Source organism: Testudinibacter sp. P80/BLE/0925 (assembly GCF_053570785.1).
In genome coordinates, this window is record NZ_CM131636.1 from 994,534 (window position 1) to 1,020,099 (window position 25,566).

Here is a 25,566-nt window from a genome sequence, read left to right on the forward strand (position 1 = left end):
CTAATCTTGAATAAAATGTGATCTTGATCACGGAATCTCAGCTCAGTTCTCCGTATATTCAATCTCTTTTTCTATTTATTATATTCAGTAAGAGAGCTTTCCATGCACAAAATAATCCTTCCTTTTGCGTTGTCGTCACTATCTTTGACCGCATTGGCGGCGGACAATCCGACATCACCGACAGAGCAGTTAGCGGAAATTACCGTTGCAACCCAACTCGAATCTTACGTTTTGCCGGAGCAAAATACCATATCCATCTCAGGCAAAGCCCTGAGCGAACAATATCATAGTACGCTGGGCGATACCCTGAGTAAAATAAGCGGCGTGCAAAGCGAATCTTTCGGACCGCATGCCGGTCGTCCGCTGATTCGCGGACTTGGCGGGCAACGGGTTGAAATTTTAAGTAACAATTTATCGCTTAACGATATGGCGGCAATCAGCGGAAACTTGCCGACACCTTTGGAAAGCCAGTTGGCGGACAGTATTGAAGTGACCAAAGGCCCGGCGACAATCTTACACGGCGGACGGGCGATCGGCGGTACGGTGAATGTCAAAGACGGACGTATTCCGAGCAAGATTGCCGAAAAGCGTTTTCAAGGCAAAATCGAAGCGCAAACGGGGGAAAATACCCAGCGAATGCAGGGTTTCCGCTTAGATGTCAACGATGGTCGACATTGGGCGTGGCATATCAGTGCGATGTCCCGTCATAGCCGCTACACGAAAATTCCGGGCAACAGCAAGGCTGCCGTTTGCCATGATGTTAATGAGCTGAAAGCGGACAGCATGCTGCGTGATAAATGCCAAATTCAGATGAGTTCGTATCAAACCCGCAACCCTGCCCACTATCCTTATCTAAGCAAATTTTATGAGAAGTTTGCCGAAGAGTATGAACTGGAATCCAGTGAAAAATATACGACGCGCGAAAAAGATCGTCTTAGCTTTTTTGAAACCGTTGCCAATGATCCCAATCCGGCCTATATTCCGGACAGCGCGCAATACATTGATGTTTACACCGAGCCGAAAGCGTTGGTGAAAGCGGAAAACGGACGGATTCCGAATAGCCATTTTAAATCGAAAAATATTGCCGTCGGCGGCAGCTATATTGATGACTGGGGCTATGTCGGACTGGCTTATTCGCATTATCAAACCCGATATGGCGTGCCGGGTTTTGCTTATCGTGCTTCAAGCGTTGCCACCGAAGGCGATAATTTCGGTGCAGTAGATGTCTTGAGCCAAGATCAGCGTTTTGATCTGCGTGCTGAAATAGATAAAACGTTTTTGATTCTGCAGAAAATCAAACTCTCAGCTAATTATGCCAAAGCGCAAAATATTGAGCAGATTAATCAAATCGATTCCAGCCGTTTTAACACGCAGCAGCGGCAAGTGCGGTTGGAGGCGGAACATCAACCGTGGGGTAACTTGCACGGCTTGATTGGGGTTGAAGTCAGTAAACGCAAAATAGCCCGCGACGGAGCGGACGCCTATCTGCCGGACGTTAATAGCGATGAAAAAAGCCTGTTTGTATTGGAATCGTTGGTGCTTGATCCGTTTAAATTGAGCGCAGGCGGGCGTTGGAGCAGTGTGAAACACCGCTTAATCAAAGATTATGCCGGTAACGGCGGCGGTTCCGGCGAACGTGCGGACCGCACTTTTGATCTCTCCAATTACCATATCGGTTTGCTGTACCAACCGCTTGATAGCTGGCATGTCAAATTGCAACGTTCTTTTTCGCAAAGAGCACCGGAAGTCAATGAGCTTTATGCCAACAATAGCCACTATTCATTACTGATCGAAGAGAACGGCGATACCGATCTGAAAAAAGAAAAATCCAACGGTTGGGAATTGAGCAGCGGCGTGGAGTTTAATAACTGGATGGCGAATATCACATGGTATCAAATCGATTTTTCCAACTACACTTATTTAGCTCAAACCGGCATTGCCCGACGCGGAACGATTGTGAAAGAGTGGCGGCAAACGCCGATTCGCTTGCAGGGGATCGAAACGGAACTGGGTTACCATTTGCGCACGGATACATTCGGCGAATGGCGGTTCAGCCTGTTGGGCGATGTGGTGCGCAGTAAGGCAAAAAGCGGTTTTAACGGCGGCGGATATGTCAGCGCCATGCCGACCTCGCGTTACGGTGCCGGAATAGACTGGAATTATAAAAACTGGTCAACTTCCTTTTCGGCATGGCATTATTTGAAACAAGATAAAGTCGGGGTGGACATTAATAAAGAGTTGGAATCACCGTCGTTCACGTTGGTTGACGCCAGCATAAGTTATCAATTCCGCTTAGCGCATTCGGATATCGAGTTATATCTGATCGGAAAAAATTTAACCAACCGCGAAGCCCGATTGCATAATTCCACCTTGCGTTATCTTGCGCCAATGGCAGGGCGTAGCATTGCCACTGGCGTCAGATGGACATTTTGATTTTAATCGACCCATTAATAAAAATTTAGGGGCTATCCTAGAATATTGTCGTTATCTCGGACAGCCCCAAAGATTTTTTATTTAGCGTTGAGAAGACCCCTGAACCGGTTTTAAACTTATAAACTTAAAGAAAAGAAGTGAAAAAGAAAAAGACTATTGCGTAAATTATAGCGGTAGTCTTTTTTTAATGCCTTTTAAATAATTTCAATCGCTAATGTTCGGGTCTAATCTCAAATAAAACGTGATCTTGATCACGGAATCTATAGTTGTATTCACGTAAATATGTTGCCGGCTATTCAACCATACATATAAAGGAAAAAATAATGCGTTTACCGAATGCAAAAAATATAGAGAGTAAGATCCGACTAAAATTGACAGTTATTTTATTGATGGGATATTTATATCCGTCGAATATTGTTTGGGCAGCGAGCGATGGCGCTACTGAGCTGGAGGAAATTAATGTGACGGGAAGTGCGGTGCAATTTAGTAGCGATCCACTTTCAGGCATTCCCAAACCCAACGATATTGTTGTTTCTAAAACAAAATTAAAAAGATCCGCCAGTACCTTGGGTAATGCATTATCAAATGAACTGAGCGTGCATAGTAATCAATTCGGCGGTGGTGCCAGTGCACCGGTTATTCGCGGACAGGAAGGGGTTCGGTTAAAGATTTTGCAAAATGGGTCAGATGTTATCGACATGTCCCAACTTTCGCCGGATCACGCTATCGGTGTTGATACGTTACTGGCTGAACAGGTCGAAATTTTACGTGGCGCTTCTACCTTACTCTATGCCAATGCCTCTCCGGCGGGTGTTGTTAATGTGGTTGATAATCGTATTCCGTCCCATCTTCCTGAAAAAGGTTATCAGACCGATTTCAATTTGCGTTATAACACCAATAGCAATGAAAAATTAGCGACATCCGGCATTACATTGGGATTGGGGCAGCACATTGCATTACGTTTTGAGGGATTAACCCGTCGTTCTGATAACTATCATGTACCTGAATTTAACTTAGGGAAAAAAATAGATTTTGTACCGGATACGTTCAATAAGACAAATGCGGGCACTTATGCGATATCGTTTATTGGAGACCGTGGATATGTCGGGCTGGCTTATAATGAACGGCGCGAAATTTATGGCTTGCCAGGTCATAATCATGCACTGGATACGTGTGATGCCCATATTTGGGGGCGAAATCCGGACAATGAATATTTTTTGGAAATCTATCCGCACTTAATGGGAGAGGGGGATTTGGTCAATACCCATTTCCACTGCGGTTCTAACCATGCCTCAGGCGGAGTGCACAGCCACGATAATCCTTATGGGCATAAGCATGATCATACCCTAGGCGGCCCGGTCGTGGATTCGCTGTCGCAGCGCTATGATCTTCGTGCTGAGCTTCAGCAGCCTATTTCCGGGATTGATAAGCTACGTTTGAGCTATTCATCAACGGATTATAAGCATGATGAACGCGATGGCAGTATTCCAGTGAACCTATTTAAAAATCAAGGTTATAACTTGCGTTTGGAATTGTTTCATAAAGAAATAAAGGGGTTGACGGGCGTTTGGGGTGTTCAGTATCAAACCGCAACCAGTAGTGCAAACATTCCTCGTCTTCCGCCTTGCAGCAATAGTTTTGAGGCCGGCAGTAATATACGTTGCCCGGAGAAAATCAGTGATAATGATCGTAAGAAGTGGGCGTTAATTGAAAACAGTAATAAGCAGTTGAGTTTCTTTGCAGTGGAACAATTAAGAAAGGGGAACTGGTTATTTGATCTTGGCGTGCGCACGGAAAAGCAAAGAATCCCGATTAACTATGATGTTGCCAACTTGAAGAAAATTAAAAGCGATATTGAATGTTCCGGATTTTTCGGCGGCTGTTTACCCTATTCGTTAAATGATCCTGATTTATCGCTTTATAACCAATGGGCAACCTCCTATGCGACATCTGCAAGCTGGAATTTTCATCCGGATTACGCGCTATCTTTTGCCTTTTCGCATAATGAACGTCATCCGACTCCAATGGAACTGTATTATCACGGAAAACATTTGGCAACAGTGTCGCTTGAGTACGGTAACCGCTATTTGAAGAAAGAGGTTTCCGATAATTTTGAAGCCGGGTTAAGTTATGCGGGGGAAAAACTCAGTTATCATGTCAATGTATATTATAACCGTTTTAAAAACCGCATTTTTAACCAGACCTTGGCTAAGGAGGGTAATCTCTCATTAAATCGTTATAACCAGTCCAAGGCGGTTTATTATGGGGCAGAAGGGCGGATTGATTACCAATTTACTCAAGATGTGAGTGCGGGTTTATTTGCCGATTATGTTCGCGGCAAATTATTCGATTTGCCTCCGACATATGAAGTCGATCATCTTTTTAATACGGAAACAACGATTCCGCAAGCCGATCAAAACGCACCACGAGTGCCGCCGGCACGTTTAGGCTTGCGTGCCAATGCAGAATTGACAAAACATCTATCCGGTTCATTAGAATATACTTATGTTTATAAGCAGCACAAAGTAGCGCCGCTAGAACATAAAACTAGCGGGCACCAACTATTAAATATCGGGTTAAATTATACCAATCATATTGCTCAGATGGACTACGTTTTATTTGTGCAAGCAAATAATGTATTAAATCGGAAAGTTTATTCCCACACTTCTTTCCTGCCGTTTGTACCACAAATGGGGCGGAATATTATGCTTGGCATTAATATTGGTTTTTAAATGAAAAAAACGGCTCAAATCTCTTTGAGCCGTTTTGCTGAACTATAATCTTCTGACTACAGTCCTAATGCTTTTTTCACTCCTTCGCCGTAGGCAGGATCGCATTTGAAGCAGTTGTCGATATGGCGTTGTTTGATGAAATCCGGTGCGTCGCCCATCGCGCGTGCGGTGTTGTCGAACAGCACTTGTTGTTGCTCGGCAGTCATCAAACGGAACAATGCACGCGGCTGGCTGAAGTAGTCGCTGTCATCTTCACGGTAATCCCAGAAATCCGCATCGCCGGTGATTTTCAACGGTGGCTCTTTATATTGCGGTTGCTCTTGCCAGTAACCGAAGCTGTTCGGCTCATAGTGCGGGGCGCTGCCGTAGTTGGCGTCGACACGTCCTTGACCGTCGCGGTGGTTGCTGTGTACCGGGCAGCGTGGTTTGTTCACCGGGATTTGGGTGAAGTTCACGCCTAAACGGTAACGTTGTGCGTCGGCATAGTTGAATAAACGGGCTTGCAGCATGCGATCCGGCGAAACGCTGATCCCCGGTACCAAGTTGCTCGGCGCAAAAGCGGATTGTTCCACGTCTAAGAAGAAGTTCTCCGGATTGCGGTTCAATTCGAACTCGCCGACTTCGATCAACGGATAATCCGCTTTAGGCCATACTTTGGTTAAGTCAAACGGGTGATAAGGCACTTTCTCCGCATCGGCTTCCGGCATAATTTGTACGAACATGGTCCATTTCGGGAAATCGCCACGCTCAATCGCGTCATATAGATCTTTCTGATGACTCTCACGATCTTTACCGACAATCGCCTCCGCTTCCGCGTCAGTCAGGTTTTTAATCCCTTGCTGGGTTCTGAAGTGGAATTTCACCCAGAAACGTTCGTTGTCGCTGTTGATAAAGCTGTAAGTGTGCGAACCGAAACCGTGCATATGGCGGTAGCTCGCCGGAATACCACGATCACTCATCACGATGGTGACTTGGTGAAAGGCTTCCGGTAATAAGGTCCAGAAATCCCAGTTGTTGGTGGCGGAACGCATATTGGTGCGCGGATCGCGTTTTACTGCCTTGTTCAAATCCGGGAATTTGCGCGGGTCACGCAAGAAGAATACCGGCGTATTGTTGCCGACCATATCCCAGTTGCCTTCTTCGGTGTAGAATTTCAGCGCGAAACCGCGAATATCACGCTCTGCGTCGGCTGCACCACGCTCGCCGGCAACGGTGGTGAAACGGGCGAACATCTCGGTTTTTTTGCCGATTTCGCTGAAGATTTTGGCACGGGTATATTGGGTAATATCGTGGGTGACGGTGAACGTACCGAATGCACCGGAACCTTTGGCGTGCATACGGCGCTCAGGAATCACTTCACGCACGAAATTGGCGAGTTTTTCGTTTAACCATAAATCTTGCGCCAATAACGGACCGCGCGGGCCTGCGGTCATACTGTTTTGGTTATCAACCACCGGCGCCCCGCCGTTAGTGGTTAAATGGCTATAAGGGCATTTTGCTTTTTCTTGACTCATATAATTCATCCTCTTGGTAAAAGTGTATAACGTTAGGGTACTACCGGGTACAACTAAGCCTAAACAGGCGATTACAGATATACTAGCAAGAACAATAAAAATTATCTTATATAGATTTGATAGTGTTTGGCTATTGTTTAATTTAAATCAATTTGTAAAATTAATAATAAAACTTGAATTTGTTTAAATTACGTTCAGAAAAAACATCAAATAAAATGAAAGTGCGGTTTTGAGCCGTGATCTGCCCCCAAAAAGTTAGATTGCTTAATAAAGGGATTGAGCTCGGTATTGTACCGGGTTCAGTCCGTTTAATTTTATCTGAATACGTTCATTATTGTAATAAGCAATGTAGTCGCGGAGCAAGCGTCCGCTGCGAAAGACAGGCAACGCCCGAACTTGCGGAGGCGTTCGGCAACGTCGTGGCGAAATTCGACTTGGCATAGTCTGAACAAGGCGAAAATAAACGCCACGGCTAAGAAGTAAGCCGCGACCACATTCAGCCAGAGTGACAAAAGTGCGGTCAGCACCAAGGCGCCGCGCATGCCGCTAGGCTGTACTAATCATTCCGAATAAGGAAAGAAGTGCGGTTTGTTTTTCAACCAATATTGAGCTTTACGCCATTTTTTTGCTATAGTGTGGAGATAAACAAAACTGAACGATTATTAAAATAAATGCATTTTCGCGCGCTGGCTCTGGCGTGTGGATATGGTTGATAAATAAAGGAGAATCTTGGTGTCCACCAAAATTTTATTAGTGGAAGATGAAGTGGCGATCCGTGAGATGGTGGCGTTGGTGTTGGTGCAGCAAGGCTACGAAGTGATGGAAGCCGGTGATTACCGTAGTGCGATTCGGCAGGTCGGGCAACAGATACCGCACTTGGTGGTGTTGGACTGGATGTTACCGGGCAAATCGGGGTTGCAATTTTTACAATATTTAAAACAGCATGATGAATGTTCCAAAGTGCCGGTGGTGATGTTGACCGCCAAGAGTGAAGAGGCGGATTGTATCGCTTGCCTGAATGCCGGGGCGGATGATTATGTCACCAAGCCGTTTTCGCCGAAAGAGTTGATCGCCCGCTTGAAAGCGGTGTTGCGCCGCAGCGGTTTCGATCGGCCGGAACAGATATTGGAAATCGACGGTTTGGTGCTGGACAACAATTCGCACCGGGTCAGTTGCCAAAATCAGGAGATTCCGCTCAGTTCGACGGAATTTAAGTTATTGAATTTCTTTATGAAACACCCGGAAAAAGTTTATAGCCGTGAGAAATTGCTCGATCGGGTGTGGGGCGATGATATTTATGTGGAAGATCGCACCGTCGATGTGTATATCCGTCGCTTGCGCAAAAGTTTGGAACAACACGGTTATGATCAGTATATTCAAACCGTGCGCGGCGCCGGCTACCGTTTTTCTAAACAGACTAAATAAAGCAAGCAAATAGGAAGCAAAAACATGCTGAAAATGCCCTGTTTTAACTTTGTGGTCGAAGTGACGGCGGCGGCGGTGATTGCGGCGCTGTTCAGTTATTTCAGCGGACCGTTTTTAGTCTGGTTTGCCTTGGTATTGCTGCTGATTTTAATTTGGCACCATTATAACGAAACCCGCTTTTTGAAAATGCTTGATCGCAATCGGGTCAGCGATAAATACCAAATCGGCATTTGGGAGACCATTTCACAAACCGTGGCTTACCAAAAACGGCGCTCGCACCGCGAACGCTTTCGTACCCTGCGGATGCTATCGCGTTTGAATAAAAACATTCAATTTATCCCGGATGCGGTGATTATTTGCCATCACGACGGGCAAATTTATTGGTGTAATAACGCCGCACAGGAGTTGTTCTCTTTTTTTTGGAACAAAAAAAGCAATAAAAATCTGCTGAACGTGATTTTTTATCCTGAGTTCAAAACCTATTTTGAAAGCGGCGATCACCATACGCCGCTGGTGTTAATGCCGAGCAGCGATCACTATATCGAAGTTAATCTCAACCGCTACGATGATGAAAACTATATGTTGATTGCGCGCGATATCACGCAAATCATCAAATTGTTACAAAGCCGCCAGATTTTTCTGTCGAACCTGAACCATGAATTGCGCACGCCGTTAACGGTGCTGCAAGGTTATCTGGAAATGCTGGAGGATCGTAAGGCTTCGAAAGCGTTGCATGCGCGGGCGGTGTCGATTATGCAGGAACAAGTGCAACGGATGAGCAGTTTGCTACAGCAGTTAACCTTTTTAATCAAGATTGAAACTTCGGCGGGCAGTGAGGAGCGGCAGGTGGTGGATGTGCCGGCGATCTTGAAATTGTTGGCGAATGACCTGGAAATTTTAAATGATAAACAACATCAGGTGAATTTTGAATTTGAACCGCACTTGAAAGTCAAAGCCAATGCCAGTGAGCTGAATAGCGTTTTGTCGAATTTGGTTTATAACGCAATTAAACATTCGGACGGCGATAACATTAACGTTGTCTGGAAAAAATTGGATAGCGGAGCGTACTTCGAAGTGAAGGATAATGGCAAGGGAATTGCGCCCGAGCATTTGCCGCACTTGACCGAGCGTTTTTATCGGGTGCAGGATGCGCGCAGTCGTGATAACGGTGGCAGCGGTATCGGGCTGGCAATTGTCAAACACGCTTTGTTACATCTTAACAGCCAGTTGCAAATTCGCAGCGAACCGGGCAAGGGCAGTATTTTTTCTTTTATCGTGCCGGAGGAGTTTGTGGTGGCGGAAGATAACGCTGATACAGATAAACGGCTGATTTCCAAAAGCAAAAGTGCGGTTGAACCGCACTTTTTATCTCGATCAACGCTTAAACATACCGCCTAAGCCGCCCATTCCAGCCATGCCGCCGCCCATCATGCCTTTCATGCCGCGCATCATTTTTGCCATGCCGCCTTTGCGCATTTTCTTCATCATGCGCTGCATTTCGGTGAATTGTTTCAACATTTTGTTGAGGTCTTGCACTTGCGTGCCGGAACCTTGCGCAATCCGACGTTTGCGTGAACCTTTGATCAAATCGGGATTTTGTCGTTCTTTGAACGTCATTGAGTTGATCATCGCCTCCATTTTATTGAACATTTTGTCATCGACTTGCCCTTTGACGTGATCCGGTAGGTTTTTCGCGCCGGGCAGTTTTTCCAACATCGTCATCATGCCGCCCATTTTTTTCATTTCGATCAACTGCTCGCGGAAGTCTTCCAAGCTGAAATCGTCGCCTTTTTTGAATTTCTGCGCCATTTTTTCGGCTTTTTCTTTATCGACCGAACGCTCCAGATCTTCAATCAGCGACAGCACATCGCCCATGCCGAGAATGCGCGAGGCGACACGATCAGGGTGGAAGGGTTCTAACGCGTCGGTTTTTTCGCCCATCCCGAGAAATTTAATCGGTTTACCGGTGATTTGGCGAATGGATAACGCCGCCCCGCCGCGTGCGTCGCCATCGACTTTAGTCAAAATCACCCCGGTCAGCGGCAGCGCTTCATTAAAGGCTTTGGCGGTGTTGGCGGCATCTTGCCCGGTCATCGCATCGACGGTGAACAGGGTTTCAATCGGATTTAACACCGCATGGACGCGTTGAATTTCGTCCATCATTTCGCTATCGACGTGCAAGCGACCGGCGGTATCGACGATCAACACGTCATAAAATTTCAGTTTGGCGTGCGCCAGTGCGTTTTCGGCAATCTGTACCGCACTTTGGCTGGTGTCGGACGGGAAGAAATCGGCTTTCACCGTTTCCGCCAAGGTTTCTAATTGTTTGATCGCCGCCGGACGATAGACGTCGGCAGACACGACCAACACTTTTTTCTTATGCCGTTCACGCAGGAATTTTGCCAGTTTCCCGACGCTGGTGGTTTTCCCCGCCCCCTGCAAACCCGCCATTAAAATCACCGCCGGCGGTTGCGTGGCGAGGTTGAGCGTTTCGTTGGCTTCACCCATTGCGCTTTCAAGTTCGCTTTGTACGATTTTGACGAATTCTTGCCCCGGCGTCAGGCTTTTGTTAACTTCCACCCCGACCGCACGTTCTTTCACTTTATTGATAAATTCGCGTACCACCGGCAAGGCAACATCGGCTTCGAGCAATGCCATACGCACTTCGCGCAGGGTCTCTTTGATATTGTCTTCGGTTAAACGCGCACGTCCGCGGATACTGCGCAGGGTATGAGAAAGACGATCGGATAAATTTTCAAACATAATATGATTCCTGTAATAAATACCGCACTTTGCATTGCCTCAGCGGGAAGCCCGGCGGAAAGATAGTGCCGATTATACAAGATTTCCGCTTATTTTCACCCTTAAACCATTTTGTAGTAGAAAAATTGAGTTAAAACTGGTACTTTCAAGCGAAATCGTTATCAATAAATTCACTTGAAAGGACGAGCATTCGCACTATGTATCTCTTTGCCGTATTGTCGATTATCGCATATCTGGTTTGTACCGTTTCCCTGTTGCCGCACCTGTTGCAGAGCGGCGCGGGCGAAGGCGTGCCTGCGGGCAAAAAACCGAACCGCAGCCGCTTTATTTTGAGTTCGGGGTTGGCGCTGTTGCTGCACGCGGTATTTATTCAGCAACTGTTTGCCAACGGCAGCGAACCGTATAATTTCACGTTGCTGAATGTGTTAAATCTGATGACGCTGTTAGTCGTGCTGTTGGTCACTATGGCGCTATCGCATTTGAATACGTTATGGTTTTTATTGCCGGTTATCTACAGTTTCGCCATTTTGGGCATTCTGGCGGCGGCATTGCTGCCGGGGCATATTGTGGCGTATTTCCATGATAATACCGCACTTTTGGTGCATATCTCCCTTTCCTTGATCGCTTATGCGCTCTGTTTCATTGCGTTGTTATATGTGTTGCAATTGGGCTGGTTAGAAAAAAAACTGAAAAGTAAAAAAATCGTTTTTTCGCCGATGATCCCCTCGTTAATGACGGTCGAACGCCAATTTTTTAAGATCTTATGTGCCGGCGAACTGTTTTTGGGTTTGGCGTTGGTTAGCGGCGCGGTGTCTTTGCATAACTTTTTTGCCGAGGAACAGATTCAAAAAGCGATATTTTCCTTTTTGGCGTGGCTGGTGTTCGGTTTGTTGCTGATCGGGCACCGAAAATTACACTGGCGCGGAAAGAGGGTGCTAATTTATACAATTTCAGGTATGATTCTGCTCACGATTGCTTATTTTGGCAGCCGGACATTGCCGGTGCTGTAAGCAACGTCTGCAAGCGCGGTGCAATATTCATGTCTAGACCGCACTTGCAGGGTGATTTCTTAACGGAAGGAAATTTTTTTGGACAGTATCCCGCTTAGTACGTTGTTTATCGTTTTAATCGTACTGCTGATTTGCTCCGCCTATTTTTCAGGCTCGGAAACCGGCCTGCTTTCACTCAACCGCTATCGCATGCGTTACCTTGCCGGGCAAGGGCATACCGGCGCGAAAAAAGCCGAAAACCTGCTGAAACGCACCGATACCCTGCTGGGCTTAGTGCTGATTTTCAATAATATGGTCAATATTGCCGCCTCGGCAATTGCCACGATTATCGGCATGCGCTTATACGGTGATGCCGGGGTGGCGATCGCCACCGGCGCATTAACGTTTTTCATGTTGGTGTTTTCTGAAATTCTACCAAAAACCGTGGCAGCGATTTATCCGGAAAAAATCGGCTTCACCACCAGTCACATTTTGACGCCGTTGCTAAAATTGTCGGCGCCATTGGTTTATTTTATCAATTTTTTTGCCAAACTGATTATGAAGCTACTGCGGATTAAAATCGATCACAAAGCCTATTCAATCAGTCCGGAAGAGCTACGCAGCATTGTGCACGAATCAGGCAAATTTATTCCGTCGGCGCACCAAGAGATGTTACTTTCTATTTTGGATTTAGAGCAGGTTACCGTGGACGACATTATGGTGCCGCGCAATGACATCGGCGGCATTGATTTGGACGATGACTGGAAAGCGATTATGCGCCAGCTGAACCATGCGGCACACAGTCGGGTGGTGTTGTACAAAGGCGATATGGATGCCAATGTGTTAGGCATGTTGCGGGTGCGCGAGGCGTATCGTTTGATGTTGGATAAAAATGAATTCAACAAAGAAACCTTAGTCCGTGCCGCTGATGAAATCTATTTTATTCCGGAAGGCACGCCGCTGAATACCCAACTATTGAATTTCAAAACCAACAAGGAGCGGATCGGGCTGGTGGTGGACGAATACGGCGATTTGAAAGGCTTGGTGACGCTGGAAGATATTCTTGAGGAAATCGTCGGCGAATTCACCACGTCCATGACACCGTCGATCGAAGAGGAAGTGAGCGAGCAATCCGACGGTTCGGTGCTGATTGACGGACAGGCGAATATCCGTGACTTGAATAAATTATTCGGTTGGAATCTCAGCACCGAAGGCCCGCGCACCTTTAACGGCTTGATTTTAGAGCATTTGGAAGAAATTCCGGCGGAAGGCGTGGTGTGTGAAATCGAAGGTTTGCTGATCACGATCCTTGAAGTCTCGGATAATATGGTGAAGCAAGCGAAAGTGGTGCGCCGCGACACGACGGCAGAGAAAATTAAAACTTAACTCATCCGATCTTAGTTCGTTAACTGGTTTGGCGCGAGTCCGCAAATCAAATGATTGTTTGTTTATGCTGATGTTCTCAGAATAACCTTCATAAAATCAATGTTAATTGTCATTAAAACCGCACTTGGCAGCATGAAAATGCGATCCAAGTGCGGTTTTTTAATTTTTAATAATAATTATTCTCAAAATAGTTGATTTGTTCTTAATTATAGTGATAATAATTCCTATTCATTGTTTAAATGAATGCCTTTTTATCTTAAGTTTTGTAGATGTCGGCTGTAGTTGCGCTAAAGGCGCGAAGACGGTTTTATTCTGCGTTTGATGTAATTTAATAGTTTAAGGAACATGATGAAAATGTCTGGGAAGTTTAATCTAAGTCGTATCAGCCTGATAGTGCTGGGCACACTGGCAGCAAGCACCACCTTCGCCGATACCGCGGCGCCAAGTGAAGCGTTAGAGGAAATCGTGGTATCTGATCGCCAAGGTGCGAAGGTTCAAACCAATATTGTGACTTTGGAAGAGCAAGATGAAAGCACCGCCACGGATTTACGCAGTCTGTTGGCGGAAGAGCCGGCGATTGATTTCGGCGGCGGCAACGGCACATCGCAATTCTTAACCATTCGCGGGATGGGGCAGAACTCGGTTGATATTAAAGTGGATAATGCTTATTCCGACAGCCAAATTCTGTACCATCAAGGGCGTTTTATTATCGATCCGTCATTATTGAAAAACGTTTCGGTGCAAAAAGGGGCCGGTTCGGCAAGCGCAGGGATTGGCGCGACCAACGGCGCAATTATCGCCAAAACCGTGGACGCACTGGATCTGTTAAAAAACAGCGATCGTGATTACGGTTTCAAATTAAATAGCGGTTATTCCAGCAATGACGGGCATTCTTATGGTGGCGCGCTATTTGGTAAAGCCGGTAACTTTGATGGATTGTTCTCGTTTAATCGTACTGATGAAGACAACTATAAAGCGGGTAAAGGCTATCGCAATATCGATGGCGGTAAAACTGTGCCGTACAGCGGTTTGGATAAGCGCAACTACTTAATTAAATTAGGCGCGACTTTCGGTGATCACCGTTTGGTGTTAAGTCATCTGCAAGATCAACATCGTGGCGAGCGTTTGGTGCGTGAAGAGTTTACTGTTACCGGTGGTCGATTAACTTTAGCCCGTCAATCACCGGCTTACCGTGAAACTACGCAAAGAAATACCAATCTTGAATATACCGCGAAAAATTTAGGCTTTGTCAGCGAATTAACCGCCAATGCTTATGTGATGCAAAATAAACGTTATTCCGCGGATGACAGCGGCTGTGGTTACTGTGGCGGCATTGTGGGACCAACCACCACCAAGATTCATACCCGTGGCGCAAATGTGAATTTTGATTCTCCGATTGGCGATAACCTGTTATTAAAATACGGTGTCAATTATCGTGATCAAAAAATTACTCCGCATGCCTTCTTGAGTACCACTCATAAATTGAATGAACCGAAGAAACAAGATATTGGCACTTATTTGGAAGCGATTAGTGCGGTCGGTGATTTCACGTTAACTGCCGGTGTGCGTTACGACTATTTCAACGTTAAAGCGATGGACGGCAAAGAGGTGTCTGACGGTCGTGTGAATCCGAGCTTCGGTGTGATTTATCAACCGATTGACAGCCTAAGTTTCAGCGTTACACATAACTATGCTTCGCGTAGCCCGCGTTTATATGACGCGTTGATGACACATGGTCGGAGAGGAGTTGTCTCTATTGCCGATGGCACGGTGGCTGAGCAAGCGCGCAATACCGAAATCGGTTTTAACTACAACAATGGCGGCTTCTCGCTTGACGGTAGCTATTTCTGGCAAAAAGTAAAAGATGTGATCGTCAATCCACAGAATAGACATGATACGGCTGGTGTACGAGAAGCGATTAATGACGGCTACTCCAAAAACCACGGTTATGAGTTGAATGCCGCTTACCGTTATAACGGCTTCACTGCGCGTTTTGGCGTTTCAGACAGCAAACCAAGATTCTATTTAAATAATACCAAAAATGATTCATCTTTAATTCCGGAATTTGCGGTACAAACCGGTCGCACTTGGACAGCCGCGTTATCGTATCGCTTTAACAACCCGGATTTAGAGCTGGGCTGGCGCAACCGTACGGTAGAAGGGGAAGAAGGCTATGCCTTGGTCGGCACCAATGTTTCGGTGAAACGCGACAGCTATACCGTGCATGATTTCTATGTGAACTGGAAACCGTTTAGCAATGATAATTTGAATGTGAATGCGTCATTAAACAATGCATTTAATAAATTCTATTATCCGCATAGCCAACGCGGCGAAACCTTATCCGGGGTTGGGCGTGATTTCCGTGTGGGGATTAATTATCAATTTTAATTAAGCCTTGGGTAAAACAATGAGAACGAAACGATAAAGCAAGAATTTCGTATAAATTCTAATTTACCCTACTAGCAAAACAAGCTACAATAATGAAATCGATTATCAATTACAAAATACAAAGTGCGGTTTGTACTTTGTATTTTTTATTCTGTAGCAAAAATAACAAGGAATTTATCAATGGATCAGCTGTTTGAATTTTTAGAGCACTATACCGATTACATTATTTTAGGCACTTTGGCGCTGATGAGTTTTATCATGTTGTGGATGGTGATTGAACGGGTGATTTTCTTTCGTCAAGTGAACGTCGAGCACTATGGCACGATCCACGATTTGGAAATCGATCTGACCCGCAATTTAACCACGATTTCGACCATCGGTTCCAATGCGCCCTATGTCGGTTTATTGGGCACGGTAATCGGGATTTTACTGACCTTTTATGCCATGGGGCAATCCGGCGGTGATATTGATGCGGCGGCGATTATGGTCAACTTATCGTTGGCGTTGAAAGCCACCGCCGTCGGGATTTTGGTCGCCATTCCGTCGATGGTGTTTTATAACGGTTTGAACCGTAAAGTGGACGTCAACAAAATGAAATGGTTTGCCTTTAACGAAAAGCAAAAACAGCAGGCATAAGCGAATAAGCAAGGAAAGAGGTAAAGTGCGGTGAAGAAATTCGATGAGATCAATATCATCCCGTTTTTGGATATTATGTTGGTGTTGCTGGCGATTGTTTTAGTCACGGCATCCTTTATTTCACAAGGCAAAATTCAGGTCAACGTGCCGAAAGCCAGCAGCAGCGTCACCCTGAAAGCCGATGATTTGGCTAAATTGCTGACTGTCACCGAAAGCGGCGAACTGTATTATAACGACAAACCGATTGCGAAAGAGGCATTGGCGGAAGAGATTGCCACTTGGGACAAAGCGCAGAAAGTCACCTTGAAAGTCGATGCGGCAACTGCGTTTCAGCAATTTGTTGATATTACTGATATTTTTTCAAAATATGAAATCAAGAACGTGGCGATTGTCACGCTGAAACCGCAAGGCGAATAAGCATGAAAAAACATCGTTCGCTGATTGGTTTTTTAATTTCGCTGCTGTTTCACGGCGCCTTGGCTGCGCTTTTGGTTCTTGCCGTGCGCAGTTCGTTCGCGGATGACAGTCTCAACGGACAAGCGGTTACCGAAATCGATACCAGTATTTCAATCGAAATGATGATGGCAATGGTGCAGGCTGAACCGGAACCCGAACCGGAGCCGATGAAAGAGGTGATTCCGGAGCCGAAAGAGGAAATCCCTGATCCGACCATTAAACCGGAACCGAAAAAAATCGAAAAACCGAAAGAGCAGGAAAAGCCGAAAGAGAAGCCTAAGCCAAAAGAAAAACCGAAAGAAAAAGTGGTGAAGAAAGAGCGTAAAAAGCCGAAAGAGGCGGTGGTGGGCGATCGTGATGTTGATTCCCCGCATCAGGTCAACTCCAAAGCCAGCGGTGCGGCAGTCAACAGCAATAACCCGAATCAGGTGGGCGCCGGCGGCAAAGCGATAGATGCCTACCGTTCACAATTGCGGCGCGAAATCGAACGCAATAAACGCTATCCGCAGCGGGCAAAAATGATGCGCAAGCAGGGTGTGGTGACGGTTTCTTTCACTTTAAACGGTGACGGTAGCATTCAAAATCCGAGAGTAGCCAAATCGTCCGGCAGTGAGGATTTGGATCAAGCCGCGATTCAAGCGGTGCAAAATGCGCGCAGTGTCGGGCCTCGTCCGGCGGGCATGGCGGCAACGGTGACGGTGCCGATCAAATTTAGCATTAGTTGATTGCTATTCACTTAACTGCCGATAAGGTTATGTGATGAAGTGGCGTCGGGGCGTATTGCATACGCCCTTTAACGGTTGAATCAATAATGGGAAAATGCAAAGTGCGGTTTGTGTTACATCCACGCATTGTTGCGGATAATCCCGACCGCAATGCCTTCGATTTCCATATATTCGGTTTTGAGATCGACCACAATCGGTTTGAACGCTTCATTTTCCGCATGCAGATAAACGGTGGAGCCTTTTTTCTCCAAGCGTTTGACCGTCACTTCATCTTCAATCCGCGCCACCACCACTTGTCCGTTGCGCACATCCTTAGTGCGGTGCACCGCCAGCATATCGCCGTCAAGAATACCAATATCTTTCATCGACATACCATAGACTTTCAATAAAAAATGCGCTTGCGGTTTAAACATCGAGGCATCGACTTTATAGCTGCCTTCAATATGTTGTTCCGCCAGAATCGGCGCACCGGCGGCAACGCGCCCGATTAACGGTAAACCGTCTTCGTCATTGTCGGCTTCGACCGTACTTTGCTCTTCGTTTAACAATAGACGGATACCGCGTGAAGTGCCGGATAAAATCTCAATCGCCCCTTTACGCGCAAGGGCTTTGAGATGTTCTTCGGCGGCGTTCGGTGAGCGAAAGCCCAGCTCTTTGGCGATTTCGGCGCGGGTCGGCGGCATGCCGGTCGATTCCAAATGCGAACGGACAAAATCAAATACTTTCTGTTGGCGCGGGGTGAGGGCTTTATTCGGCTTCATACTAGACTCCCTGTTTTTTTATACAGTCACCCTGTTATTATATACAGTGCCAAATAATCTGCAATCAATAATTGATTTTGGCAGGCAGAAATTGCCCACGGAAATAGGCGATTATCGGAAATTATGCTAAAATTTTTGATCTGCTAAACTAGGATGACAATAACTGAACACAACCGCTGTTGAATTTGGATTAAGAATAAAAATGTCAATTTTGTTAAATGCTTACCGTAAGGTGTTGAATTTTATGCTGTCGCTTTCCGTGAAAAGCAATCCGATTCCGAACGATCCGATTGGGGAGTTGGGCTTGGATAAGCAGCAATGTTTTTTATATTTATTGCCGTATACCTCGCAAACGGATCTGTTGATTCTGCGTAAACACTGTCTGCAATTGGGGCTGCCGGATCCGTTGCTGGAAAATAAAATCAACGGCGATAGCCTGCCGAGTTTTGTGTTTTTGGATCGCGGACGGCGCTTTTTTAAATCGCGCCAATTGACCGAAAACACCCGCACGCTGTTTTCCAAATATTTTGAGCTACATCGCAGCCATCCGGAATTGGATGTGCAGTTGGTGCCGGTGTCGGTGTTGTGGGGGCGCTCGCCGGGACATGAAAAAAAATTACCGCACTTGCGCTTTTTAGGGCGCTTGCAAAAATTGTGGGCGATGTTGTGGTTCGGGCGTGATAATTTCGTGCGTTTTTCCAAAGCGGTGTCGCTGCGCGATATGGCGAACCTGAAAGGCAGCGATGATGAAATCGCGCTGAAATTAACCCGCGTGGGCAAGATTCACTTTGCCAAACAACGCACCTCGGCGACCGGTCCGCGTTTGCCGAACCGACAAGCGATGTTCCGCCAGATTTTGCAGTCAAGTGCGGTACAGGAAGCGATTGCCGACGAAGCCAAAAGCAAAAAAATCGATCAGGCGAAAGCGACTAAAAATGCGCAAGCGATTTTGAATGAAATTGCCGCCAATGTGAACCATGAAAGTTTGCGCTTGGCAGACCGTTTTTTGCGTTGGTTATGGAACAAACTGTATCGCGGGATTGATGTGCGCAATGGTGATCGGGTGCGTAAATTGGCGATTGAAGGGCATGAAATTGTCTATATCCCTTGCCATCGCAGCCATATCGATTACTTACTGCTTTCCTATATTTTATATCATCAAGGATTGGTGCCGCCGCATATTGCCGCCGGAATCAATCTGAATTTCTGGCCGGTCGGCGGCTGGTTCCGCCGTTGGGGCGCTTTTTTTATCCGCCGCACGTTTAGCGGTAATCGATTGTATTCGACCGTGTTCCGTCAATATCTGTCCGAACTGTTCCGCCGCGGTTATGCGGTAGAATTTTTTATCGAGGGCGGGCGTTCGCGCACCGGACGTTTGCTGGCACCGAAAACCGGGATGTTGTCGATGACGCTGCAAGCGTTGTTAGAAGGGCACACCCGCCCGATTAGTTTGGTGCCGGTATATATCGGCTATGAGCACGTGCTGGAAGTCGATACCTATGCCAAAGAGCTGCGCGGCGCGGCGAAAGAGAAAGAAAACGCAGGCTTAGTGCTGCGCGTGATCAAAAAATTGCGCAATATGGGCAAGGGCTATGTCAATTTCGGTGAGCCGATCACGCTGAATACCTACCTTAACCAACATTATCCGCAATGGAAAGATACCGAGGGCGAGGAAAGCAAACTGTGGCTGAACAGCGCAGTGGATAAATTGGCGGTGCAAGTCATGCGTAACATCAATAAAGCGGCGGCGATTAATGCGATGAATCTGATCGGCACGGTGTTGCTGTCGTCACGCCAACGGGCACTGGCACGCGAACAGCTGTTATCGCAACTGGGGATTTATCAACAACTGTTGAATAATGTGGTGTACAGCCGCGATGTGATCGTGCCGCAAGAGTCGCCGGAAGCGATGTTGGAGCATGTGCTCAGTTTGGATAAAGTCGGGATTATTCAAGAAAAAGACAGTTTCGGTGAAATCATCCGCTTGGAACGTTCTTCCGCAGTGTTGATGACTTACTATCGCAATAATATTCAGCATTTGTTCGTGCTGCCGTCGCTGGTGGCGTCGATTGTGATTCATCATGAGGCGATTCAACACAGTCTGTTGTTGGACGCCGTACAAAAAATTTATCCGTTCCTGAAATCGGAACTGTTTTTGGATATTGAACCGCAGGATCTTAAACCGTGGGTGAGCCAGATTCTGACGGAATTACAACGTCAGGAATTAGTCAATTTGCGCGATAACATGGTCGGAATCAATAAGCGCAATATCCGTTCGTTGCAGCTGTTATCTTCCGGTATTCGTGAAATCGTGCAGCGTTATTATATCACCCTGAATTTCCTACAGGCGGATCCGACGATTTCGCGCGGCAGTTTGGAGAAAGAGAGCCAATCGGTGGCGCAGCGCTTGTCGGTGCTGCATGGCATTAATGCGCCGGAATTTTTTGATAAAGCGGTATTTTCCACCTTTATCGCCAGTTTGAAAGAAAACGGGTATTTTAGCGAGCAGGGCGACGCCGACAGCGGCAAAGTCGAAGCCTTAGCCGCCATTCTGAAAGCGTTGCTGTCGAGTGAAGTGTCGATGACTATTTCCAGCTCGGTGGAAAGTGCGGTTGAGAAAGAGGCGGACTAATACGTTTGGCTTGAAACCGTGAGAGGTTTTTTAGACGTTTGACAACCTTCTCTTTCCTCCCTCCGCCAGCGGAGGGAGGAAAGAGATTACTGCGTATCGACCAACACCACTTCCGCATTGGTCAGTGCGGTTACGCGAATCACGCTTTCGCCATGAATCGCCGCACCATCGCCTTTTTCAATTTTTACGCCGTTGATTTCCACCGTGCCTTGCGCCGGCACCAGATAACCGTAACGTTGTGTAGCGGCGAAATGATATTCGACCGTGTTGCCGGCGCTAATCGTAGCACCGAGCACCCGCGCATTGGTGCGAATCGGCAAGGCGTCGTCGCCCTCGATCCCGCTGGCAAGCACCACAAATTTACCGGCACGATCGGTTTTCGGGAACGGACGCGTGCCCCATGACGGCGCGCCTTTTGCGCTTGCCATGGTCGGTAAAATCCAAATCTGGAAAATTTGAGTAGCTTCATTTTCATGGTTATATTCGGAATGATAAATCCCCGAGCCGGCAGACATCACTTGCACATCCCCGGCAATCGTTTTGCCGTCATTGCCCAGACTGTCACGGTGCGAAATTGCCCCTTGGCGCACATAAGTAATGATCTCCATCTCTTTATGCGGATGGGTATCAAACCCGGTTTGTGCAGCGATGGTGTCATCATTCCAGACCCGCAGATTGCCCCAGTGCATTCGGTTGCGGTCATAATAATTGGCAAAGGAAAAATGGTGTTTGGCATCTAACCAGCCGTGGTTGGCGGCACCTAATGCGTTATACGGACGGCGTTCAATCATAATTCGCTCCTGTTTATCTTCGGTTGACGGGCGCAGTATAGTGAAAAAATATTATCGATACTATAGAATAGATCGAATAACATTTATTCCATATTTTATGTGTTAAGAGGCGGATGTGAACCAATTACCTGATTTTGAAGCGTGGGCGATTTTTGCCAAGGTAGTCGAAACCGGCTCGTTTTCGGCTGCGGCGCAAGCCTTGCAGCTTTCGCAAGCCACGGTGTCCAAAGCGATTTCACGCTTGGAAAGCAGAATGAATACCACGCTATTGCAACGGACCTCACGTAAGCTGACCTTGACTGAAAGCGGTTTGGCGGTACAGGAATACGCGAAAGCCTTATTGGCGCAAGGTATCGGCTTGGAAGCGCAGTTACGGGCGGAAGTGAATCAATTACAAGGCAAAGTGCGGTTTGCGTTGCCGATGTCGTTTGGCTTATTGCAAGTTGCGCCGTTGTTAGCGGAATTTAGTGCGCGTTATCCTGAAATTGAGCTGGATTTGCATTTTGCCGATGAACAGCAAGATTTGATTGAAGCGCACTTTGATTTTGCCCTACGCATTGCCAAACTGGATGACTCGTCCTATCGTGCGCGGCGTTTATGTTGCGTGGCGCGCTTGTTGGTCGGCGCCCCGGCATATTTTGCCCGCAATGGCAGCTTGCGCCATCCGAAGGATCTGCCGGCCCACCGCACTTTGGTCTATAACAATGTGAAAAATGTGTGCAGTTGGACTTTTTATCATGCCACGCAAGGCAAATTCACCCAACTGGTTGAGCCGACATTGCAAGCCAATAATGCCGAAGCCTTTTTGCCGGCATTGCTGGCGGGGCAAGGGGTGGCGATTATGCCGGAGTTTATGGTGCGTACGGCGTTACGGCAAGGGCAATTGCAGCAGATATTAGACGACTGGACAATCGAACCGCTTTCGCTGTATTTACTTGCGCCCCCCAGTCCGCTGCGTCCGAAACGGGTGCAATTGCTGATGGATTTTCTGAGCGAGCGTTTGTCGGATCACGCTTGAAAAGCGGCGACTATTCAACCGCTAATTTTTCCGCCAGAAAATCAATAAACGTACGGATTTTAGCACTTAAATGTTCGCGGTTCATATAAGCGGCGTACAGTTTCAGGGTTTTCACCTGTTCGCGATCAAACAGCCGAACCAAGCGCCCGTCCTGCAATTCCGCCTGTATCGCCCACTCCGGCAGGTTGCCGATACCGTGCCCGGCAACAACCAATTCTTTTAACATTAAGGTGTTGTTGCTGTCGGCGATACTGTTGACCGGATATTCGAAGCTGGTGTAATTGGGCGTGACCGCCGGATAGTCGAGTAAATTGTCGTAACGGATTTCGGCATAACGTTGGATAAAGTGCGGTGCGGCAACCCAGTAAAAATGAATATCGCTCAGGGGTTTGACGATAATATTCGGATCAAGGCTGCGATCCACCCGCAGCGCCAAATCAAAGCCTTGGGCAATCAAATCGTTATGTTGGTTATCCAAAAACAGCGACAGTTTGACTTCAGGGTATTGTTGCCGATATTGTTGTAACAAATCGGCAAAGTAAGGGGTTGCCAACCAAATCGGCAAAGTGATTTTCAGCGTGCCGCGCGGATTCACTACCCCTTGCTGCGCGGTTTGGCGGGCTGAATTCAGAATGTCCAATGCATGGCAACATTCGCGGTAATAGTTCTGTCCGATTTCGGTCAAACTTAAATGCCGACTGGAACGGTTGAGCAGTTTGGCCTGCAGACAACTTTCCAGATGGCGTAAGTGTTTGCTCGCCATTGCCGGCGAAATATTCAGATAATCGGCGGCTTTACTGAAATTACCCAGTTCGACCACTTGGCGAAAAACATTCATACTGGTTAAGGTGTCCATGAATTGATTTCCTGAGAAGAAACAAACAAAATAGTTAACGGCAAGAATATCGGGATTTAGGCGGATATTCAATCAAAGTAAAGGAAAATGATGAGTCGATTGTTGATGATAACCACACAAACTGCCGCACGGCAGCCCGCGTTGACCGCTTGCCTGTGGCATTTTCGGCAGCGGACGCGACGGCAATGGGCAAATACGGAGCTGATCCGACAAACGCTCACACAGCATAATATGGCGGAATGCATTATCCAAACGCGTATGGCGGATTATCTGGCATGGGGATTGTGTCCGCCCGATTTGCAAGCGGGCAGCCACTGGCGTATTTATTTACAGCAGTTAACAGCGCAGGCAGAGAAACCGCACTTGAGCTTGTTTATCAGCGGTTTTTCAACAGAGGACACGCATGTTCTCGGGCAGCGGCTAGCGGCACAAGGATTTCGTCAGATTGCTTGGATCGACACCGACAATGACGCCTTGGCGGCACAACAATTAGATGAGCTGATGGCGTGTTGAGCATAGGCGGAAAGCCGCCATGAAATACTGATGATTGCCGGCGGACGCTAAAAATCGGGCAAAGTGCGGTATTAATCAGCGAACGGTGCGGCTTTTCCGAAAAAATACTTGACGAAAAGCTGATAAATCCCTATAGTTTGCGCCCTATCAGCAGCAAATATCATCACGGTGAGATGTCCGAGAGGCTGAAGGAGCACGCCTGGAAAGTGTGTATGCACGAAAGTGCATCGAGGGTTCGAATCCCTCTCTCACCGCCATCTGTCTTCGATTTCCTTGATTTCAATCCCAAGAACAACAAGTTTGTCTACCATGCCTATTTCGTGGCGCAATAAACGCAAAAACCGCACTTTGCAGTACGGTTTCCGTTTAGTTTAAATTGCCGATGAAATTACAACCAGCCTTTGCGTTTAAAATAGAAATAAGGCGCAAGTGCGGCGAGCAGCATTAAGCCGAGCGCCATCGGATAGCCGAAAGTGAAGCCCAGTTCCGGCATCTCTTTAAAGTTCATGCCGTAGTTGGAGGCGACCAGCGTCGGCGGTAGGAAAATCACCGACACCACCGAGAAGATTTTGATAATCCGGTTCTGCTCGATATTGATAAAACCCATTGCCGCCTGCATTAAGAAGTTGACTTTTTGGAACAACGATTCGTTGTGCGGTTGCAAGGATTCGATATCGCGCAGCACTTCGCGCGCTTGCTCCAATTGGGTTGCCGGCAAGCGGGTTTTGCGCACCAAAAAGCTTAACGCACGCTGGGTATCCATTAAGCATAACCGCACTTTCGAGCTGGCATCTTCTTGCTCTGTCAGGGTGGAAAGGGCTTTGTCAAAGGCTTCGCCCTGTTTGCCTTCCAAAATCACGCGGCTTAACTGTTCCAAATCGGCGTAAATGGTTTCGATGACATCGGCGAGCTGTTCGATTTTGGTTTCGAACAGATCCAGCAGCAATTCGTAGGCATTACAGGCTTCCAATTTCTGAATGCGCGAACGCATGCGGTATAAACGAAACGCCGGCAGTTCGCGATCGCGCAAGGTAAACAAGCGGCCGTCGCGCAGGGTGAACGCCACGGTCGAAATCGCGGCGTAATCGTCTTCGTCTTCACAATAGAAGAAAGAGTGTAAGTGCAGCCCGTCTTCGTCTTCGAAGAAACGCGCCGACGCTTCCAAATCTTCTAATTCCAGATAACTGGCAAGGCTTTGTCCCAGCCCTTGTTGCAACACGTCGCGTTCTTCGCTGCTGGGATCAATCAGATCGATCCAAATGGCAGAGTCTAAATTTTGGCTGGTTTCGTCAATCCGAACCAGACGGGCGTTGTCCAATGCAAAAGCACCAATCATATTTCATACTCCCGATGGGTTTATGAACACGCAATGAACAAATTAAGATTCCGGTAATTAACCGCAATAGGAAAAGCAGAAAGTTTCATACTTGTCCGCGATACGTGCACCGGCAAGTCTGAGAAAATGAGGGCAGGTATCAAGCGTAAGAATTAAGCCGGCATCGACTATGACTGTCCAAAGTGTGTGTCCTCATATTATTAAATCGTGCG

General features: G+C 47.1%; 20 protein-coding genes, 1 tRNA gene and 1 pseudogene. 14 read left to right on the forward strand and 8 right to left on the reverse strand.

Translation table 11 applies throughout. The features are described from left to right. The first annotated feature begins 102 nt into the window (after positions 1–102). Positions 103–2,433 carry a TonB-dependent receptor gene (locus ACWA5Z_RS04760; protein ID WP_431054159.1) on the forward strand — a complete coding sequence of 777 codons (2,331 nt, stop codon included), beginning with the start codon at positions 103–105 and terminating at the stop codon, positions 2,431–2,433. Between the two features lie 389 nt (positions 2,434–2,822). Then, on the forward strand, positions 2,823–5,165 hold the full coding sequence (locus ACWA5Z_RS04765) for a TonB-dependent receptor (protein ID WP_431054292.1): 2,343 nt from the start codon (positions 2,823–2,825) through the stop codon (positions 5,163–5,165). A 56-nt stretch (positions 5,166–5,221) separates the two neighbouring features. Here ACWA5Z_RS04765 and ACWA5Z_RS04770 read toward each other — a convergent pair whose 3' ends face one another. The 3 genes and pseudogenes from ACWA5Z_RS04770 to ACWA5Z_RS04780 form a co-directional block, all read right to left on the reverse strand. Next, entirely contained in the window at positions 5,222–6,679 is a 1,458-nt protein-coding gene (locus ACWA5Z_RS04770; protein WP_431054160.1) for a catalase, read from the reverse strand. Between the two features lie 264 nt (positions 6,680–6,943). Next, positions 6,944–7,030, reverse strand: a pseudogene (locus ACWA5Z_RS04775) (IS3 family transposase); the annotation flags it as partial. Continuing rightward, entirely contained in the window at positions 6,994–7,221 is a 228-nt protein-coding gene (locus ACWA5Z_RS04780; RefSeq protein WP_431054363.1) for a hypothetical protein, read from the reverse strand. The pseudogene ACWA5Z_RS04775 and the gene ACWA5Z_RS04780, both read right to left, overlap by 37 nt. Before the next feature lie 238 nt (positions 7,222–7,459). On the opposite strand from ACWA5Z_RS04780, the gene phoB reads away from it, so the two are divergent. Both phoB and phoR read left to right on the forward strand, forming a co-directional pair. After that, positions 7,460–8,104, forward strand: a complete 645-nt coding sequence (gene phoB / locus ACWA5Z_RS04785; RefSeq protein WP_449343131.1) for a phosphate regulon transcriptional regulator PhoB — start codon at positions 7,460–7,462, stop codon at positions 8,102–8,104. A 24-nt stretch (positions 8,105–8,128) separates the two neighbouring features. Further along, a complete protein-coding gene (gene phoR / locus ACWA5Z_RS04790; protein ID WP_431054162.1) occupies positions 8,129–9,502 on the forward strand; it encodes a phosphate regulon sensor histidine kinase PhoR in 1,374 nt (457 codons plus the stop codon). On the opposite strand, the gene ffh is transcribed toward phoR, so the two are convergent. Then, positions 9,479–10,867, reverse strand: a complete 1,389-nt coding sequence (ffh, locus tag ACWA5Z_RS04795) for a signal recognition particle protein (RefSeq protein WP_431054163.1) — start codon at positions 10,865–10,867, stop codon at positions 9,479–9,481. The genes phoR and ffh overlap by 24 nt on opposite strands. Positions 10,868–11,064: 197 nt before the next feature. On the opposite strand from ffh, the gene ACWA5Z_RS04800 reads away from it, so the two are divergent. From ACWA5Z_RS04800 to ACWA5Z_RS04825, 6 genes are all read left to right on the forward strand, one after another. Further along, a complete protein-coding gene (locus tag ACWA5Z_RS04800) occupies positions 11,065–11,877 on the forward strand; it encodes a cytochrome C assembly family protein (RefSeq protein WP_431054164.1) in 813 nt (270 codons plus the stop codon). Positions 11,878–11,955: 78 nt separating this feature from the next. Then, positions 11,956–13,242 carry an HlyC/CorC family transporter gene (locus ACWA5Z_RS04805; protein WP_431054165.1) on the forward strand — a complete coding sequence of 429 codons (1,287 nt, stop codon included), beginning with the start codon at positions 11,956–11,958 and terminating at the stop codon, positions 13,240–13,242. Between the two features lie 354 nt (positions 13,243–13,596). After that, positions 13,597–15,630: a TonB-dependent siderophore receptor gene (locus ACWA5Z_RS04810; protein ID WP_431054166.1), complete on the forward strand. Its 2,034-nt coding sequence runs from the start codon at positions 13,597–13,599 to the stop codon at positions 15,628–15,630. A gap of 180 nt (positions 15,631–15,810) precedes the next feature. Beyond that, positions 15,811–16,266 carry a TonB-system energizer ExbB gene (gene exbB / locus ACWA5Z_RS04815; protein ID WP_431054167.1) on the forward strand — a complete coding sequence of 152 codons (456 nt, stop codon included), beginning with the start codon at positions 15,811–15,813 and terminating at the stop codon, positions 16,264–16,266. Between the two features lie 30 nt (positions 16,267–16,296). Then, complete coding sequence (gene exbD / locus ACWA5Z_RS04820) at positions 16,297–16,683, forward strand: TonB system transport protein ExbD (protein WP_431054168.1); 387 nt, start codon at positions 16,297–16,299, stop codon at positions 16,681–16,683. A 2-nt stretch (positions 16,684–16,685) separates the two neighbouring features. After that, positions 16,686–17,447 carry an energy transducer TonB gene (locus ACWA5Z_RS04825; protein ID WP_431054169.1) on the forward strand — a complete coding sequence of 254 codons (762 nt, stop codon included), beginning with the start codon at positions 16,686–16,688 and terminating at the stop codon, positions 17,445–17,447. A 113-nt stretch (positions 17,448–17,560) separates the two neighbouring features. Here ACWA5Z_RS04825 and lexA read toward each other — a convergent pair whose 3' ends face one another. Further along, complete coding sequence (gene lexA / locus ACWA5Z_RS04830; protein ID WP_431054170.1) at positions 17,561–18,208, reverse strand: transcriptional repressor LexA; 648 nt, start codon at positions 18,206–18,208, stop codon at positions 17,561–17,563. Positions 18,209–18,410: 202 nt separating this feature from the next. Here lexA and plsB point away from each other — a divergent pair, with 202 nt between their 5' ends. Then, positions 18,411–20,840 (forward strand): glycerol-3-phosphate 1-O-acyltransferase PlsB, encoded by a 2,430-nt coding sequence (gene plsB, locus ACWA5Z_RS04835; RefSeq protein WP_431054171.1) that lies wholly within the window; start codon positions 18,411–18,413, stop codon positions 20,838–20,840. Positions 20,841–20,926: 86 nt separating this feature from the next. Here the strand turns inward: plsB and ACWA5Z_RS04840 are convergent, their stop codons facing one another. Beyond that, entirely contained in the window at positions 20,927–21,631 is a 705-nt protein-coding gene (locus tag ACWA5Z_RS04840) for a pirin family protein (RefSeq protein WP_431054172.1), read from the reverse strand. Positions 21,632–21,746: 115 nt separating this feature from the next. On the opposite strand from ACWA5Z_RS04840, the gene ACWA5Z_RS04845 reads away from it, so the two are divergent. Next, positions 21,747–22,649, forward strand: coding sequence for a LysR family transcriptional regulator (locus ACWA5Z_RS04845; RefSeq protein WP_431054173.1), 903 nt, complete (start codon positions 21,747–21,749; stop codon positions 22,647–22,649). A 10-nt stretch (positions 22,650–22,659) separates the two neighbouring features. On the opposite strand, the gene ACWA5Z_RS04850 is transcribed toward ACWA5Z_RS04845, so the two are convergent. Further along, complete coding sequence (locus ACWA5Z_RS04850; RefSeq protein WP_431054174.1) at positions 22,660–23,505, reverse strand: LysR family transcriptional regulator; 846 nt, start codon at positions 23,503–23,505, stop codon at positions 22,660–22,662. An 87-nt stretch (positions 23,506–23,592) separates the two neighbouring features. Between ACWA5Z_RS04850 and ACWA5Z_RS04855 the strand changes: the two genes are divergently transcribed. After that, entirely contained in the window at positions 23,593–24,018 is a 426-nt protein-coding gene (locus tag ACWA5Z_RS04855) for a hypothetical protein (RefSeq protein WP_431054175.1), read from the forward strand. A 167-nt stretch (positions 24,019–24,185) separates the two neighbouring features. Continuing rightward, a tRNA-Ser gene (locus ACWA5Z_RS04860) sits at positions 24,186–24,275 on the forward strand. 131 nt (positions 24,276–24,406) lie between these two features. On the opposite strand, the gene corA is transcribed toward ACWA5Z_RS04860, so the two are convergent. After that, positions 24,407–25,354: a magnesium/cobalt transporter CorA gene (corA, locus tag ACWA5Z_RS04865; protein ID WP_431054176.1), complete on the reverse strand. Its 948-nt coding sequence runs from the start codon at positions 25,352–25,354 to the stop codon at positions 24,407–24,409. Positions 25,355–25,566: the final 212 nt, after the last annotated feature.

Bases quoted from the DNA above. Each gene is read 5' to 3' on its own strand.
- ACWA5Z_RS04760 (WP_431054159.1), top strand. From the start codon at position 103: ATGCACAAAATAATCCTTCCTTTTGCGTTGTCGTCACTATCTTTGACC.
- ACWA5Z_RS04765 (WP_431054292.1), top strand. From the start codon at position 2,823: ATGGGATATTTATATCCGTCGAATATTGTTTGGGCAGCGAGCGATGGC.
- ACWA5Z_RS04770 (WP_431054160.1), bottom strand. From the start codon at position 6,679: ATGAGTCAAGAAAAAGCAAAATGCCCTTATAGCCATTTAACCACTAAC.
- ACWA5Z_RS04780 (WP_431054363.1), bottom strand. From the start codon at position 7,221: ATGCGCGGCGCCTTGGTGCTGACCGCACTTTTGTCACTCTGGCTGAAT.
- phoB (WP_449343131.1), top strand. From the start codon at position 7,460: ATGGTGGCGTTGGTGTTGGTGCAGCAAGGCTACGAAGTGATGGAAGCC.
- phoR (WP_431054162.1), top strand. From the start codon at position 8,129: ATGCTGAAAATGCCCTGTTTTAACTTTGTGGTCGAAGTGACGGCGGCG.
- ffh (WP_431054163.1), bottom strand. From the start codon at position 10,867: ATGTTTGAAAATTTATCCGATCGTCTTTCTCATACCCTGCGCAGTATC.
- ACWA5Z_RS04800 (WP_431054164.1), top strand. From the start codon at position 11,065: ATGTATCTCTTTGCCGTATTGTCGATTATCGCATATCTGGTTTGTACC.
- ACWA5Z_RS04810 (WP_431054166.1), top strand. From the start codon at position 13,597: ATGTCTGGGAAGTTTAATCTAAGTCGTATCAGCCTGATAGTGCTGGGC.
- exbB (WP_431054167.1), top strand. From the start codon at position 15,811: ATGGATCAGCTGTTTGAATTTTTAGAGCACTATACCGATTACATTATT.
- ACWA5Z_RS04825 (WP_431054169.1), top strand. From the start codon at position 16,686: ATGAAAAAACATCGTTCGCTGATTGGTTTTTTAATTTCGCTGCTGTTT.
- lexA (WP_431054170.1), bottom strand. From the start codon at position 18,208: ATGAAGCCGAATAAAGCCCTCACCCCGCGCCAACAGAAAGTATTTGAT.
- plsB (WP_431054171.1), top strand. From the start codon at position 18,411: ATGTCAATTTTGTTAAATGCTTACCGTAAGGTGTTGAATTTTATGCTG.
- ACWA5Z_RS04840 (WP_431054172.1), bottom strand. From the start codon at position 21,631: ATGATTGAACGCCGTCCGTATAACGCATTAGGTGCCGCCAACCACGGC.
- ACWA5Z_RS04850 (WP_431054174.1), bottom strand. From the start codon at position 23,505: ATGGACACCTTAACCAGTATGAATGTTTTTCGCCAAGTGGTCGAACTG.
- ACWA5Z_RS04855 (WP_431054175.1), top strand. From the start codon at position 23,593: ATGATGAGTCGATTGTTGATGATAACCACACAAACTGCCGCACGGCAG.
- corA (WP_431054176.1), bottom strand. From the start codon at position 25,354: ATGATTGGTGCTTTTGCATTGGACAACGCCCGTCTGGTTCGGATTGAC.